The sequence below is a fragment of the Novosphingobium sp. FG137 genome (assembly GCF_057809735.1).
Map to the genome: position 1 here is coordinate 256,939 of NZ_JBMDKN010000003.1, position 15,526 is coordinate 272,464.

At 63.4% G+C, this 15,526-nt stretch carries 16 protein-coding genes; all 16 read left to right on the plus strand.

Features of this window, described 5'->3' with window-relative positions; genetic code table 11:
• Window positions 1-12 precede the first annotated feature (12 nt).
• The gene (locus ACODS2_RS10765; protein ID WP_488998798.1) at window positions 13-942 is read left to right on the plus strand and encodes an NADH-quinone oxidoreductase subunit C; all 930 of its coding nucleotides are present in this window, start codon (window positions 13-15) and stop codon (window positions 940-942) included.
• A complete protein-coding gene (locus ACODS2_RS10770; protein ID WP_488998799.1) occupies window positions 939-2,150 on the plus strand; it encodes an NADH-quinone oxidoreductase subunit D in 1,212 nt (403 codons plus the stop codon). Before ACODS2_RS10765 ends, ACODS2_RS10770 begins: the two co-directional genes overlap by 4 nt.
• On the plus strand, window positions 2,147-2,497 hold the full coding sequence (locus ACODS2_RS10775) for a nuclear transport factor 2 family protein (protein ID WP_488998800.1): 351 nt from the start codon (window positions 2,147-2,149) through the stop codon (window positions 2,495-2,497). Before ACODS2_RS10770 ends, ACODS2_RS10775 begins: the two co-directional genes overlap by 4 nt.
• On the plus strand, window positions 2,497-3,165 hold the full coding sequence (locus tag ACODS2_RS10780; RefSeq protein ID WP_488998801.1) for a complex I 24 kDa subunit family protein: 669 nt from the start codon (window positions 2,497-2,499) through the stop codon (window positions 3,163-3,165). The genes ACODS2_RS10775 and ACODS2_RS10780 overlap by 1 nt, the downstream gene beginning before the upstream one ends.
• Window positions 3,165-3,341 carry a hypothetical protein gene (locus ACODS2_RS10785; protein ID WP_488998802.1) on the plus strand — a complete coding sequence of 59 codons (177 nt, stop codon included), beginning with the start codon at window positions 3,165-3,167 and terminating at the stop codon, window positions 3,339-3,341. The genes ACODS2_RS10780 and ACODS2_RS10785 overlap by 1 nt, the downstream gene beginning before the upstream one ends.
• A complete protein-coding gene (gene nuoF, locus ACODS2_RS10790) occupies window positions 3,331-4,614 on the plus strand; it encodes an NADH-quinone oxidoreductase subunit NuoF (protein ID WP_488998803.1) in 1,284 nt (427 codons plus the stop codon). Before ACODS2_RS10785 ends, nuoF begins: the two co-directional genes overlap by 11 nt.
• Window positions 4,611-5,309 carry a hypothetical protein gene (locus ACODS2_RS10795; RefSeq protein WP_488998804.1) on the plus strand — a complete coding sequence of 233 codons (699 nt, stop codon included), beginning with the start codon at window positions 4,611-4,613 and terminating at the stop codon, window positions 5,307-5,309. Before nuoF ends, ACODS2_RS10795 begins: the two co-directional genes overlap by 4 nt.
• Before the next feature lie 42 nt (window positions 5,310-5,351).
• The gene (nuoG, locus tag ACODS2_RS10800; RefSeq protein WP_488998805.1) at window positions 5,352-7,361 is read left to right on the plus strand and encodes an NADH-quinone oxidoreductase subunit NuoG; all 2,010 of its coding nucleotides are present in this window, start codon (window positions 5,352-5,354) and stop codon (window positions 7,359-7,361) included.
• Complete coding sequence (nuoH, locus tag ACODS2_RS10805) at window positions 7,358-8,401, plus strand: NADH-quinone oxidoreductase subunit NuoH (RefSeq protein ID WP_488998806.1); 1,044 nt, start codon at window positions 7,358-7,360, stop codon at window positions 8,399-8,401. The genes nuoG and nuoH overlap by 4 nt, the downstream gene beginning before the upstream one ends.
• The gene (locus ACODS2_RS10810; protein ID WP_488998807.1) at window positions 8,398-8,871 is read left to right on the plus strand and encodes a hypothetical protein; all 474 of its coding nucleotides are present in this window, start codon (window positions 8,398-8,400) and stop codon (window positions 8,869-8,871) included. The genes nuoH and ACODS2_RS10810 overlap by 4 nt, the downstream gene beginning before the upstream one ends.
• Window positions 8,868-9,353: an NADH-quinone oxidoreductase subunit NuoI gene (gene nuoI, locus ACODS2_RS10815; RefSeq protein ID WP_488998808.1), complete on the plus strand. Its 486-nt coding sequence runs from the start codon at window positions 8,868-8,870 to the stop codon at window positions 9,351-9,353. Before ACODS2_RS10810 ends, nuoI begins: the two co-directional genes overlap by 4 nt.
• Window positions 9,354-9,365: 12 nt before the next feature.
• On the plus strand, window positions 9,366-9,983 hold the full coding sequence (locus tag ACODS2_RS10820) for an NADH-quinone oxidoreductase subunit J (protein ID WP_488998809.1): 618 nt from the start codon (window positions 9,366-9,368) through the stop codon (window positions 9,981-9,983).
• A gap of 130 nt (window positions 9,984-10,113) precedes the next feature.
• Window positions 10,114-10,419: an NADH-quinone oxidoreductase subunit NuoK gene (gene nuoK / locus ACODS2_RS10825; RefSeq protein ID WP_298166096.1), complete on the plus strand. Its 306-nt coding sequence runs from the start codon at window positions 10,114-10,116 to the stop codon at window positions 10,417-10,419.
• Window positions 10,420-10,425: 6 nt separating this feature from the next.
• Complete coding sequence (gene nuoL, locus ACODS2_RS10830; RefSeq protein WP_488998810.1) at window positions 10,426-12,474, plus strand: NADH-quinone oxidoreductase subunit L; 2,049 nt, start codon at window positions 10,426-10,428, stop codon at window positions 12,472-12,474.
• Window positions 12,471-14,054 (plus strand): NADH-quinone oxidoreductase subunit M, encoded by a 1,584-nt coding sequence (locus ACODS2_RS10835; RefSeq protein ID WP_488998811.1) that lies wholly within the window; start codon window positions 12,471-12,473, stop codon window positions 14,052-14,054. Before nuoL ends, ACODS2_RS10835 begins: the two co-directional genes overlap by 4 nt.
• Window positions 14,054-15,517, plus strand: coding sequence for an NADH-quinone oxidoreductase subunit NuoN (nuoN, locus tag ACODS2_RS10840; RefSeq protein ID WP_488998812.1), 1,464 nt, complete (start codon window positions 14,054-14,056; stop codon window positions 15,515-15,517). Before ACODS2_RS10835 ends, nuoN begins: the two co-directional genes overlap by 1 nt.
• The last annotated feature ends 9 nt before the right edge of the window (window positions 15,518-15,526 follow it).

Genomic DNA, 15,526 nt, shown 5'->3' on the forward strand with positions numbered 1-15,526 from the left:
GGGATTGCCGAAATGACCGTGCTTCATTCCGCCCCCCGCTACGCGCCGTTCGACGGCGTGCTGGAAACGCTGAGCGGCGCGCTGGGCGCTGACGTGATCTCCGCGCGCGAGCAGCATGGCGAGATCGTCATCCATGTCGTGCGCGAGCGGATCGTCGAGGTGCTGCGGGCCCTTCGCGATACCCACGAATATCAGCAGCTGATGGACATTGCAGGCGCCGATTATCCCTCGCGGCCCGAGCGGTTCGAGGTGGTCTACTGCCTGCTTTCGCTGACGAAGAACCACCGGCTGATCGTCAAGGTTTCGACCGACGAGGCGACACCGGTGCCGACCGCGACGGTGCTCTGGCCCAATGCCAGCTGGTACGAGCGCGAAGTCTACGACATGTACGGCGTGCTCTTCGCCGGGCACCCGGACCTGCGCCGCATCCTGACCGATTACGGTTTTCAGGGCCATCCGTTCCGCAAAGACTTCCCGCTGACGGGCTATGTCGAGCTGCGCTATTCGGAAGAGGACAAGCGCGTCGTCTACGAGAAGGTGGAACTCGCGCAGGATCTCCGCCAGTTCGATTTCATGAGCCCGTGGGAAGGCGCTGACTACGTGCTGCCGGGCGACGAGAAGGCGGCGCCCGTGCCGCCCGCTCCCGCGCCGGTTGCGACCGCGCCCGATACCAAGGGCGAGGCGAAGGCCGACGTGCCCAAGACCACCGACAAGCCCGCCGATACCGGCGCTGGCGAGAAGGCCAATGCCGAAGCTGCAAAGACGGTTTCGCCGGGAGCGCCCGTCGCCACTGCAACGCCTGAGCCCGGCGCGCCCGATCCGACCGAGAACCGGCCCGCGAAGAAGCCCCGCGCGGAGAACACGCCGACGGTCCCTGCCGAGAGCGAGGCCGAAAAGCCCAAGCGTACGCGCAAGCCCAAGACCGAGGGAGAAGGCGCATGAGCCTGAGCCTTGAACAGTCGCCCACCACCGGCGACGAGGTCATCAGCAACTACACGATCAACTTCGGCCCGCAGCACCCGGCGGCGCACGGCGTGCTGCGCATGGTGATGGAGCTGGACGGCGAGATCATCGAGCGGATCGACCCGCATGTCGGCCTGCTCCACCGCGGCACCGAAAAGCTGATCGAGCACAAGACCTACCTGCAGGCGCTGCCCTATTTCGACCGGCTGGACTACTGCTCGCCGCTGGCGATGGAGCACACGTATGTGCTCGCGGTGGAAAAGCTGCTCAATATCGAAGTACCGCTGCGCGCCCAGTATCTGCGCGTCTTGTTCGCCGAGCTGACGCGCATCTGCAACCACATGCTGAACCTCGGCAGCCACGTGATGGACGTCGGCGCGATGACGCCGAACCTGTGGTTGTTCGAGATCCGCGAGGATTGCCTCAACTTCTTCGAACGCGCTTCTGGCGCGCGCATGCATGCGGCGTGGTTCCGCCCCGGCGGCGTGCATCAGGATGTGCCGCTCAAGCTGCTGACCGACATTGCCGATTGGCTGGATACGCGGTTGCCGCAGATCTTCGAGGACGCGATGAGCCTCGTTGTCGACAACCGCATCTTCAAGCAGCGCAACGTCGATATCGCCGTGGTGAGCCGCGAGGACGCGATTGCCTGGGGCTTTTCGGGTCCGATGATCCGCGCCGCGGGCATTCCGTGGGACTTGCGCAAGAGCCAGCCCTACGACGTCTATGACCGCATGGACTTCGAAATTCCGGTTGGCACCCGCTCGGATTGCTACGACCGGTTCATGGTCCGCGTGGAAGAAGTGCGCCAGTCCGCGCGCATCATGAAGCAGTGCTTGGCCGAAATGCCCGAAGGCCCGGTTTCGAGCAGCGACCGCAAGGTCGTGCCGCCCAAGCGCGGCGAGATGAAGCAATCGATGGAAGCGCTGATCCATCACTTCAAGCTCTACACCGAAGGCTTCCACGTGCCGGCGGGCGAAGTCTACGTCGCGACCGAAAGCCCCAAGGGCGAGTTCGGCGTTTATCTCGTGTCGGACGGTTCGAACAAACCCTACCGCTGCAAGATCCGCCCGACGGCGTTTTCGCACCTGCAGGCGATGGACTTCATGTCGAAGGGCCACATGCTGCCCGACGCGACCGCCATTCTGGGCGCGATCGATGTGGTGTTCGGGGAGTGCGACCGGTGAGCAATCTTGCCACCGCCAAGGCCATGATTGCCGCCTACAATGCGCAGGATGTGGATACCTACGTGTCCTACATGACCGACGGTGCCTGCGAGGCGAACTATCGCGGTGATGTCGTGCGCGAAGGCAAGGAAGGCACGCGTTCGGGCCTTGCTGCCGCGTTTGCGCGCTGGCCGCAGAACCATGCCGAGATCATCGAGGCTCAGGCCATCGGCAATTACGTGCTGATGCGCGAACATGTGACGCGCGGGCCGGCGACCGATGGTTCACCGCTGGTCGAGCCGTTCGACGTCGTCGCGGTCTATTCTTTCGAAGGCGAGAAGTGCTCTCGCGTGGAGTTCATTCGCTGATGGCTGACCGTCATATCGAACCTGATACCCCCGAACTCCGCGCCCGCTGGGGCGGTTTTGCGTGGACGGCTGAGAATGCCGAGAAGGCCAAGGAAATCATCGCACGCTATCCGGCGGGGCGGCAGCGCTCGGCGGTGATGCCGCTGCTCGATCTCGCGCAGCGCCAGGTCGGTGCGGAAGAGAACACGCAAGGCTGGCTGCCGATTCCGGTGATGGAATACGTGGCGCAGCAGCTCGACATGCCGATCATCCGCGTGGTCGAGGTGGCGACGTTCTACACGATGTACAACATTGCGCCGATCGGCCGGTTCCACGTGCAGGTCTGCGGGACGACGCCGTGCATGCTGCGCGGATCAGACGACATCATGGCGGCGTGCAAGGCGCGCGGGCTCAAGAAGGGCCACACGACCGACGACGGCGTGTTCACGCTGACCGAAGTGGAATGCATGGGCAACTGCGCCTCCGCGCCGATGGTCCAGATCAACGACGACAACTACGAGGACCTGACTGCGGCAGACATGACGCGCATCCTCGATGAACTCGCTGCGGGCAAGCAGCCCAAGACGGGCACGCAGCTGCCGGGCCGCCATACGGTCGAGCCCGCCGGCGCGCTGAGCTCGCTGACCGCGATGGCGGCGGCGAACCACGATTACCGGGGGGAATGGTGATGGCCCTCAAGCCGATCCTGATTGCTGTCGGCGCGGTGCTGATTGGGCTCGGGATGCTCGATCTGGCGCGTGACGGGTCGCTGGGCACTTGGGCGATTGCCATTGCCGCGCTGCTGATCGCTTTTGCGACGCGCGGCGATGCGCCGAAGAAGAACGGAGCGGACAATGCTCGCTGACAAGGACCGCATTTTCACCAACCTCTACGGCTATCAGCCGTGGAACCTGAAAGCGGCGCAGGCGCGCGGGGATTGGGATAACACCAAGGCCCTGATGGAGCGCGGGCAGGACGCGATCATCGACGAAATAAAGGCGAGCGGCCTGCGCGGTCGCGGCGGTGCGGGCTTCCCGACCGGGATGAAGTGGTCGTTCATGCCCAAGGAGAGCAAGGACGGCCGTCCGAGCTTCCTCGTGATCAATGCCGACGAATCCGAACCCGGTTCCTGCAAGGACCGCGAAATCATCCGCCACGATCCGCACAAGCTGATCGAGGGCGCGCTGGTCGCGGGCTATGCGATGCGCGCGCGGGCGGCCTACATCTACATTCGCGGCGAGTACATCCGCGAGGCGGAGACGCTGTTTGCAGCCGTGGCCGAAGCCTATGAGGCAGGGCTGCTGGGCAAGAACGCCTGCGGTTCGGGCTATGATTTCGACGTCTTCGTCCACCGGGGCGCGGGCGCTTACATCTGCGGCGAAGAGACCGCGATGATCGAGAGCCTTGAGGGCAAGAAGGGCCAGCCGCGCCTCAAGCCGCCGTTCCCGGCAGGCGCGGGGCTCTATGGCTGCCCGACGACGGTGAACAACGTCGAGAGCATCGCCGTGGCGCCTACGATCCTGCGGCGCGGCGCGGCGTGGTTTTCGAGCTTCGGGCGTGACAACAACAAGGGCACCAAGCTCTTCCAGATCAGTGGGCATGTCGAAAAGCCCTGCGTGGTTGAGGAAGCGATGAGCATCCCCTTCAGCGAACTGATCGAGAAGCATTGCGGCGGCATTCGCGGCGGGCGCGACAATCTGCTCGCGGTGATCCCCGGCGGGTCTTCGGTGCCCTTGGTGCCGGCGGCGGAAATCTGGGACGCGCCGATGGATTTCGATGGGCTCAAGGCCGTCGGTTCGGGCCTTGGCACGGCGGCTGTGATCGTGATGGACAAGTCCACCGACATCGTCCGCGCGATTGCCCGCCTCTCGTACTTCTACAAGCACGAGAGCTGCGGCCAGTGCACCCCGTGCCGCGAAGGCACCGGCTGGATGTGGCGCGTGATGGAACGCCTGCGCACCGGCGATGCGGCGGTCGAAGAGATCGACATGCTCCAGCAGGTGACCAAGCAGGTCGAAGGCCACACCATCTGCGCGCTCGGCGACGCGGCGGCTTGGCCGATCCAGGGCCTGATCAAGCACTTCCGGCCCGAAATCGAGCGCCGGATTGCGGAGAATGCGCGGGAGGCCGCGGAGTGAGGCTTGCCGATCATCTTGTTGCCTCACTGCTGATCGGGGGAGGCATGCTTTGCGGCCTTGCCGGCGCAGCTATGGCGCAGGATACGGGAAGTCTTGTCCGCCCGGAGCCCGCACAGCTTGGCGAAAAGGCCGGTGAGGTGGCTGCGCGCAAGACGATGGCGGCGTATGCAATCTGTTTGCTCAAGCGCAATCGCGGCGGGGTCATGTACTACCTTGGAACATTCCCGGGCGGCGCGGATGCAAACAAGCGGGCGGCTCGGTTGTCTGTGAGCGATTGTATCGACAACGGTAGCCTCCAATTCAGCGAAAGCGCGTTTCGGGGCGCGGCTTACCAAGCGCTTTATCGCCAGGAATTTGCGTTCAAATCTGTAGACAGCGTTTCTGACCGTGCCTCACCAGATTACACGGCCGGTTCGGACGGCACTCAGGAAAAAGACCTGCAAGCTATTGGTTTGCGTCAATTTTCTGACTGTGTGGTGCGGGCAAATCCCGTGGTTGTCCACGCTCTTGCCATCAGCGTGGTCGGATCGGGTCAGGAAAACTCGGCTTTCGGTACGCTTGCTCCAAATCTTTCGGCTTGCCTTCCAAAGGGCCAGACCTTGGCTTTCTCGAGGAACATTCTGCGCAACGCCTTGATCGAGGTGCTTTATCGGCTCCGCGTGTCGGATCCGCTTTCGAAACAGGGTCAGAAGTGATGAACAGGCCGCTCAATTCGAACAATCTGAGGGGGCTCCGCAATGCCTAAACTCAAAGTAGACGGCGTAGAGCTCGAAGTCCCCGCAGGCGCGACGGTGCTGCAGGCGTGCGAGCTCGCCGGCAAGGAAATCCCCCGCTTCTGCTATCACGAGCGGCTCAGCATCGCGGGCAACTGCCGCATGTGTATGGTCGAGGTGAAGCCCGGGCCGCCCAAGCCGCAGGCTTCGTGTGCGCTGCCAGCCTCCGAAGGCCAGGAAATCCGCACCGATAGCGAGATGGTCAAGAAGGCGCGCGAGGGGGTGATGGAGTTTCTCCTCATCAACCACCCGCTCGATTGCCCAATCTGCGATCAGGGCGGCGAATGCGATCTGCAGGACCAGTCGGTCGCTTATGGCCGCGGTGCCTCGCGCTATGACGAGAACAAGCGCGCGGTGACCGACAAGTACATGGGCCCGCTGATCAAGACGACGATGACGCGGTGCATCCACTGCACCCGCTGCGTGCGCTTCTCCGAGGAGATCGCGGGCGTGGACGAGATCGGCGCGCTCTATCGCGGCGAGGGGATGCAGATTTCGACGTACCTTGAAGGCGCGGCGAAGCACGAGCTTTCGGCCAATGTTATCGACTTGTGCCCGGTCGGCGCGCTCACCTCGAAGCCTTATGCGTTTGAGGCGCGTCCGTGGGAGCTCAAGAAGACGCTGGGCATCGACGTGTCCGATGCGGTCGGCTCCAACATCCGCATCGACAGCCGGGGCCGCGAGGTACTGCGCATCCTGCCGCGCGTTAACGATGACGTGAACGAGGAATGGCTTTCGGACCGCGCGCGCTATGTGGTCGATGGCCTGACGCGGCGCCGTCTGGACAAGCCGTGGCTGCGCAAGGATGGCAAGCTGACGGCGGCGAACTGGGCCGAGGCATTCGACGCGGTGGCCAAGATCAATCCCGGCGCTTCGGTCGCGGTGATTGCGGGCGATCAGGTCGATTGCGAGACGATGTTTGCGGCCAAGGCACTGGCGCACGCGCTGGGTTCGAGCCTGCTCGAAGGGCGCCAGACGGGGCTGGCCTATACCGCGAGCAACATGGCGGCGGTGGCCTTCAATTCGACGCTGAACGGCATCGAGGAAGCTGACGCAATCCTCATCGTGGGCAGCCACGTGCGCGATGAAGCGCCGCTGGTGAACACGCGGCTCCGCAAGGCGGCGAAGAAGGGCGCGAAGGTCTTCGTGATCGGCGCTGCCTGGGAGCCGACTTACCCGGCGACCTTCCTTGGCGATGATGCGGCGATCCTGAACGATGTGCCCGCCGAAGTGGTGGCCGCCTTCGAAGGTGCGAAGAAGCCCGCGATCATCATTGGCGGGGCTGGCCTTGCCAAGGGCGCGCTAGAGGCTGGTCTGGCGTTTGCCGAGCGCTTCAAGCTGGTGACGGAAGAGTGGAACGGCTTCAACGTGCTCCACATGGCCGCGAGCCGCATGGGCGGGCTGATGCTGGGCTATGCGCAGGCTGGCGGGCTGGGTGATCTGGTCGCGGCCAAGCCAAAGATGGTGATCTCGCTGGGGGCGGACGAGGTGGATTACACCAAGTTTGCTGGCTCGATGATCGTGCATATCGGCCATCACGGCGACAAGGCGGCGCATGCGGCGGATGTGATCCTGCCGGCGGCGGCCTTCACCGAAAAGGACGGCACTTACGTTAACACCGAAGGCCGGGTGCAGTATTCCGAGCGCGCGGTCTATGCGCCCGGGGACGCGCGCGAGGACTGGACGATCCTGCGCGCGATGGCCGACGCGCTGGGCGTTTCGGTGGGCTTCGACAGCTTCGAGCAGCTGCGCGCCGCGATGATCGCCGAAGTGCCGGCGCTGGGTTCGGAAGGTCTTGCCGATTACGGCGCGCTGCCTGCGGCTCCGAAGGGCGCGAAGGCCGAGGGCGTGATCGCGGGTTACCCGATCAAGGACCACTATCTGACGAATGCCATCGCGCGTTCGAGCCCGACCTTGCAGCGCTGTTCGGCCGAACTGCTGCACGGCGAAAGCTTTGCGGAGGCCGCGGAATGATCCCGTTTTTCCAGAATCTCGGGCTTTCCTTTGAAGCCGCCTGGGGCCTTTCCACGGTCCTCGAAATCCTGCTGATCGCCCTGCCGGTGATGCTGGCGGTGGCGCTGGTGATCTATGCCGACCGCAAGATCTGGGCCTCGATGGCGCTGCGGCGCGGGCCGAACGTGGTGGGGCCATTCGGCATCCTCCAGTCGTTCGCGGACGGCCTCAAGGTGTTCCTGCAGGAAACCATCATCCCCTCGGCGGCAAACAAGGGCCTGTTCCTGATCGCGCCGATCATCACGTTTACCGTGGCGCTGATGGCCTGGGCGGTGATTCCGTTCAATTCGGGCGCGGTGCTGGCGGATATCAATGTGGGCCTGCTCTACGTCCTCGCGATCTCGTCGCTGGGGGTTTACGGGGTGGTGATCGCGGGCTGGTCGTCGAACTCGAAATACCCATTTTTCAGCGCGATGCGCGCTTCGGCGCAGATGATTTCCTATGAAGTCTCGATCGGGTTCATTCTGGTCTGCGTGGTGCTGTGGGCGGGCTCGTTCAATCTGAACGACATCGTCAAGGCGCAGAAGGACCACGTCTGGATCATCAACGGTTTCGTGGCGAACCCGCTGTTGTTCCCGGTCTGGGTGATGTTCCTGATCTCAGGGATGGCCGAAACCGCGCGCGCGCCGTTCGACTTGACCGAGGCGGAAAGCGAGCTCGTCGCGGGCTATCAGACCGAATACTCCTCGATGGCCTTCGCGCTCTACTGGCTGGGCGAATATGCCAACGTGCTGCTGATGTGCGCGCTGAACGCCACGCTGTTCTGGGGCGGGTGGCTGCCGCCGCTGGATATTCCGGTGCTCTATCTGGTGCCCGGCCTCGTCTGGCTGCTGCTCAAGATCCTGTTTTTCTTCTTCATCTTCAGCTGGGTCAAGGCGACGGTGCCGCGCTACCGCTATGACCAGCTGATGCGGCTGGGCTGGAAGATCTTCCTGCCGCTCTCGCTGTTCTTCGTGTTCGCGATCAGCGGGTATCTGATGGCGACGGGGCATTTCGCGTGAGGCTCCGTATCGCAATTTGCGCCTTGGTTGGTACGGCTCTTACCACATCCTCGGCTCACGCAACCGAGACGAGTGGGTTAGAGCAGTCCGGAATGCTTGTGGCCTGCTTCTTCTTCAAGAATGCCGAGGGCTTCAAACCGGGACTTGCCATCTTCATTCCCTCAACCGGGGTGAAGGACAAACCTGTTGAGCCGGAACAAATTCGCAATCCAGATGGTCTTATCAGTTCGGCTGGTTTTGATCGAGTTCGGATCCAGAACGGCAAGACCGTGTTCTCGGGCAAAAATACGATGACGATAACCTTCTCTGGCGGCGAAGTTTATCATGCCGAACTTCAAGTCGAAGGGGGCAGGACAGACAGCGGGACATGCGTAGTCAAGGCCGAAAAAGGTGTCACAGAGGCCATGAACGACTTTGACGGCTTTCATGAATCTATGAACGAACAAGAGAAGGACGGGTCCAAACAATGACCGTCGGACAGATCATCAAATCGTTCACTCTCTGGGAGTTCCTCAAGGCGCATTGGCTGACCTTGAAGTACCTCTTCAAGCCCAAGGCGACGATCAACTACCCGTTCGAGAAGAACCCGCTCTCCCCGCGCTTTCGCGGCGAGCATGCGCTGCGCCGCTATCCCAACGGCGAAGAGCGCTGCATCGCGTGCAAGCTGTGCGAGGCGGTGTGCCCGGCGCAGGCGATCACCATCGAGGCCGAACCGCGCGAGGACGGCAGCCGCCGCACCACGCGCTATGATATCGACATGACCAAGTGCATCTTCTGCGGCTTTTGCCAGGAAGCCTGCCCGGTCGATGCCATCGTCGAAGGGCCGAACTTCGAATACGCCACCGAAACGCGCGAGGAACTGCTCTACGACAAGACCAAGCTGCTCGCGAACGGGGACAAGTGGGAGCGTGCGCTCGCCGCGAACCTTGAAGCCGATGCACCGTACCGCTAGGGGCCGCGCGACATGATGCAGGTGTTCGCTTTTTATCTCTTCGCGAGCCTCGTGATTGCCTCCGGCGCGATCACGATCCTTGCCCGCAATCCGGTGCATTCGGTGCTGTGGCTGATCCTCGCGTTCTTCAACGCGGCGGGGCTGATGGTGCTGGTGGGCGCGGAGTTCATCGCGATGCTGCTGGTCATCGTCTACGTCGGCGCGGTCGCGGTGCTGTTCCTGTTCGTGGTCATGATGCTCGACATCGACTTTTCGGAAATGCGCGCGGGCTTCATCAAGAACGCGCCGCTGGGCGTGCTGATCGCGGCTGTGCTGCTGTGCGAACTGGTGCTGGGCGTGGGCGCCTGGAAGACCGGCGCGCTGCAACTGGGCGTTGCGAACGGGGCTTCGGCGACGCCGGAGGGGCTTTCGAACACGGCTGCCATCGGCGCGCTGCTCTACACGCGCTATCTGTTTCTGTTCGAGGCGGCGGGCATCGTCCTGCTCGTCGCGATGATCGGCGCGATCGTGCTGACGCACCGCCAGCGCAGCGATACGCGCGGGCAGAACGTGGGCCGGCAGGTCGCGCGGCGTCCGGAAGACGCGACCGTGAATGTGAAGCCCGCCGTGGGCCAAGGGGTGACGCTGTGATGCGCAAGTATTCCCGCGCTCCGCTCACCCTGAGCTTGTCGAAGGGTGCTTGCGCGGCGGTTGTGTGCGGGCTTCGACAAGCTCAGCCTGAGCGGGTTTTGGGTATGGTTCAGGATCAGGGGGCCGGGCTGTGATTGGCATTGAACACTATGTCGTGGTGAGCTCGATCCTGTTCGTGCTCGGCGTGCTGGGGATCTTCCTCAACCGCAAGAACGTGATCGTCATCCTCATGGCGATCGAGCTGATCCTGCTGGCGGTGAACATCAATTTCGTCGCGTTCAGCGCGTTCCTGCACGACCTTGTCGGCCAGATCTTCGCGATGTTCGTGCTGACCGTGGCGGCGGGCGAGGCGGCGATCGGGCTTGCCATTCTCGTCATCTACTTCCGTGGACGCGGCACGATTGCCGTGGACGACGTCAACCGGATGAAGGGGTAGACCACCGTGCATCCGATCCAGATTATCGTGTTCCTGCCGCTGCTGGCGGCGCTGGTCGCAGGACTGGGCGCTCGGCTGATCGGCAAGGTGCCGGCCAAGCTCGTGACGACGGGGGCGTTGTTTACCTCGTGCGCGCTGTCGTGGCCGATCTTCCTTTCGTTCCTGAGTGGCAATGCCGAAGCCTCGGTGGTGCCGGTGCTGCAATGGGTGCGTTCGGGCGATCTCGACTTTCAGTGGGCGCTTCGTGTCGATACGCTGACTGCGATCATGCTGGTGGTTATCACCAGCGTCTCGGCCCTCGTCCACCTGTACTCTTGGGGCTACATGGATGAGGACCCGGACCAGCCGCGGTTCTTCGCCTACCTCTCGCTGTTCACCTTCGCGATGTTGATGCTGGTGACGGCGGACAACCTCGTGCAGATGTTCTTCGGCTGGGAAGGGGTGGGCCTGGCCTCGTACCTCCTGATCGGGTTCTGGTTCAGGAAGCCGAGCGCAAACGCCGCCGCGATGAAGGCCTTCGTGGTCAACCGCGTGGGTGACCTTGGCTTCATGATGGGCATTTTCGGGACGTTTCTGGTGTTCGGCACCGTCTCGATCCCCGCGATCCTCGCGGCTGCGCCGGGCATGGCGGGCTCGACCATCGGGTTCCTCGGCTACCGGCTCGATACGATGACGGTGCTGTGCATCCTCCTGTTCATCGGCGCGATGGGCAAGTCGGCGCAGCTTGGCCTCCACACCTGGCTGCCGGACGCGATGGAAGGCCCGACCCCGGTTTCGGCGCTGATCCACGCCGCGACCATGGTGACCGCAGGCGTGTTCATGGTCTGCCGCCTTTCGCCGATGTTCCAGACGAGCGAAACCGCGATGACTGTGGTGACCTATGTCGGCGCGGCGACCTGCTTCTTTGCCGCGACCATCGGCACGACGCAGTGGGACATCAAGCGGGTGATCGCCTATTCGACCTGCTCGCAGCTCGGCTACATGTTCGTGGCGGCGGGCGTGGGCGCGCCGGGTGCGGCGATGTTCCACTTGTTCACCCACGCCTTCTTCAAGGCGCTGCTGTTCCTTGGCGCGGGCTCGGTCATCCATGCGATGCACCATGAGCAGGACATGCGCTTCTATGGCGGCCTCAGGAAGCACATCCCGCTTACCTTCTGGGCGATGATGATGGGCACGCTGGCCATCACTGGTGTCGGCATTGTCGACGTGTTCGGTTTCGCAGGGTTCTATTCCAAGGATTCGATCCTCGAGGCGGCTTATGCCAGCGGGACGGGCGCCGGCCACTTCGGCTTCTGGTGCGGCATTATCGCCGCACTGATGACGAGCTTCTATTCGTGGCGGCTGATGTTCCTGACCTTCTGGGGCAAGCCGCGCTGGGAGCAATCCGAGCATATCCAGCACGCTGTTCACGATTCTCATGGGCATGATGCGCACGACCAGGGTCATGACGATCATGGCCACGATCATGGGCATGCGCACAGCCATGATGGCACTGCAGGCTATCACCCGCACGAGAGCCCGTTTTCGATGCTGGTGCCGCTGGCGCTGCTGTCGGTCGGTGCGGTGTTGGCGGGCTTTGTGTTCCACGGTGCGTTCATCAGCGAAGGCAGCGGCGAATTCTGGAAGAGCAGCGTCGCCTTCAGCGAGCACCTGATCCACGCGATGCACGGCGTGCCGGAGTGGGTGAAGTGGGCTCCGTTCGGCGTGATGGTAACCGGCGTTGCAATCGCGTACTTCGCCTACATCGCGAACCCCGGCTTCCCGGCGGCGTTCACTGCCCAGATCGGACCGCTCTACCGGTTCGTGCTGAACAAGTGGTACTTCGACGAGCTCTACAACGCGGTGTTCGTGAAGCCTGCGATGGCGCTCGGCCGGGTGTTCTGGAAGCAGGGTGACATCGGCATCATCGACCGCTTCGGCCCCAATGGCGCGGCGGCGCTGGTCGCCCGCAGCAGCCGGATCGCAGTGCGGCTGCAGTCCGGATACCTCAACAGCTATGCGCTGGTCATGCTCGTCGGCCTTGTCGGCGCGGTCAGCTGGGTGATTGCGAAATGAGCGGCTTTCCCATTCTCAGCCTGATGCTTCTCGTGCCGCTGGTCGGCGCGGTAGCCTGCCTGATGGCGGGGCGCGAAGCTGCGCGCGCGATCGCGCTGGCGGTGACGCTGGTCGATCTCGTGCTCGGCGCGGTGCTCTGGTCGCAGTACCAGATCGGCGGGCCGCAGTGGCAGTTCCAGGAACATGCCTCGGTGTTTGCCGGCTTCGAATGGAAGCTTGGCATCGACGGGATCGCACTGCTGCTGATCGCTTTGACCGTGTTCCTCATGCCGATCTGCATCGGCGCGAGCTGGAACGCGATCGAGAAGCGCGCGGGTGAGTATTACGCCAACTTCCTGATCATGGAGACGCTGATGATCGGCGTCTTCACCGCGCAGGACCTGTTCCTGTTCTACATCATGTTCGAAGCCGGCCTGATCCCGATGTATCTCATCATCGGCATCTGGGGCGGCGCGGACCGCATCTACGCCAGCTACAAGTTCTTCCTCTACACGCTGCTCGGATCGGTGCTGATGCTGATCGCGATGATGTGGATGGTGAACGAGGCGGGCACGAGCGATATCCCGACGCTGATGGCCTACAGCTTCCCGGTGAAGGCGCAGACCTGGCTGTGGCTGGCGTTCTTCGCGAGCTTCGCGGTCAAGATGCCGATGTGGCCGACGCACACCTGGCTGCCTGATGCGCACGTGCAGGCGCCGACCGCAGGTTCGGTGATCCTCGCGGGCGTGCTGCTCAAGATGGGCGGCTACGGCTTCATCCGCTTCTCGCTGCCGATGTTTCCCGAGGCTTCGGCGCAGTTCGCGCCGCTGATCTACGGGCTTTCGATGGCGGCGGTCGTCATCACCTCGCTGATCGCGCTGGTGCAGCACGACATGAAGAAGCTGATCGCCTATTCCTCGGTCGCGCACATGGCGATCGTTACGGTGGGCCTGTTCGCGTTCAACCGGCAGGGGCTTGAGGGCTCGATGATCGTGATGCTGAGCCATGGCATCGTGTCGGGCGCGCTCTTCCTTGCGGTGGGCGTGATCTACGACCGGCTGCACACGCGCGAGATCGACCGCTACGGCGGCCTTGCGATTAACATGCCGGCTTATGCGCTGTTCTTCATGCTGTTCACGATGGCCTCGGTCGGCCTGCCGGGCACGAGCGGCTTCGTCGGCGAGTTCCTTTCGCTGCTGGGCATATACGCGCAATCGAGCTGGGTGGCGCTGGTGTGCACGACCGGTATCATCCTTGGCGCTGCCTACATGCTCTATCTCTATCGCCGCGTGGTGTTCGGCGTTCAGAAGAACGCGGACGCGGCGGCGATGCCCGATCTTGATGCGCGCGAATGGGCGATGATGATCCCCCTCGGCATCGCGGTGCTGTGGATGGGGGTCTATCCGGAAACCTTCCTCGCGCCGATGCGCAAGGATATCGCAGGCCTTGAAGCGCGACTGGCGCAGGCGCGGCCCAAGGGCGACGCCGATGTGCAACTGTCGGCTGTTCCGCCGGTCGCGGCGACACATGAACATGGGGATGCAATGGAACACGGCTCAGGATCCCACGGGGCCGAAGCCCGGCATGAGGGAGCACGCTGATGGAACTGCTCCGTTCGCTGGCGATAACCGGGACCGAGGAAGTCCTCAGCATCTCCGGCCTGATCCTGCTGCTGGCCGCCGCATGGGGCGGTGACAAGGCAAGCCGCGTGATTTCGATCGCGGCGGTGGCTGCGCTCACCGTCTGCGCGGTGCTGACCGTACCGGCGCTGAGCCAGGCTGCGATGGGCCCCGGCGTCGTTGCATGGAGCGGCCAGTTCAGCGGCGATGCCTTCGCCGCGTTCGGCAAGCTGCTGATCTATGCCGGTGCTGCCGTCACGCTGATCGTCGCGCCCGCTTTCTTCGAGCGCAGCAACGCGATGCGCGCGGAATTCCCGCTGCTGGTGCTGTTTGCCGCGATGGGCATGGGCATGATGGTTTCGGCGACCGATATGCTCGCGCTCTACATCGGGCTCGAGCTCAACAGCCTTGCCGCCTATGTCATGGCCGCGTTCCTGCGCAGCGACGAGCGTTCGGCCGAAGCGGGCCTCAAGTACTTCGTGCTGGGCTCGCTCGCCTCGGGCATCCTGCTTTATGGCGTGAGTCTGACCTACGGCTTCACCGGCAGCACCAGCTTTGCCGGCATTCACGCCGCGCTGGCCGGGCCGCTTTCGATGGGGGCTACTTTCGGGATCGTGTTCGTGCTGGCCGGCCTTGCCTTCAAGGTCAGTGCCGCGCCGTTCCACATGTGGACGCCGGACGTCTATGAAGGCGCGCCGACCCCGGTGACGACGTTCTTCGCGACCGCGCCCAAGGTGGCGGCGCTGGCGCTGCTGATGCGGGTCAGCCTGTTTGCCTTTGGCGCACAGCCGGGCGCGTGGCAGCAGATCGTGATCTTCGTCGCTCTGCTTTCCATCGTGATCGGTGCGCTCGGCGCGATCGGGCAGGACAATATCAAGCGGCTCCTCGCTTATTCGTCGATCAACAATGTCGGCTTCATGCTGATCGGCCTTGCCTGCGCGAACGAGGCGGGCGCGGCGGCGATGCTGGTTTACCTTGCGATTTATGTGGCGATGTCGGTTGCGGGATTTGTCGCGGTGCTGATGCTGCGCGACGAAAGCGGCGCGCCGGTTGAATCCATCGCGGCAATGGCTGGGCTTTCCAAGACCCGTCCGATGCTGGCACTGGCGTTGGCGGCAGTCATGTTCAGCCTCGCGGGCATTCCGCCGCTGTTTGGGTTCTGGGGCAAGTTCGTGGTGTTCCAGGCGGCAGTGCAGGCAAACCTGCTCAGTCTCGCGGCCATCGGTATCGCAGCCTCGGTGATCGGCGCGTTCTACTACATCAAGGTCGTCAAGGTGATGTACTTCGACGAAGCGGCCGATGTGGTGACGGGCGAGAGCGACATGGCGCAGCGCGTGCTGCTGTTCGTCTCCGTCGTGGCGATTTCGCCGCTGGGCTGGCTGGTGACCAAGCCGCTGGGCGTGCTGGCGAGCAATGCCGCGGCCGCATTGTTCCACATCGCATGACACGCTGAG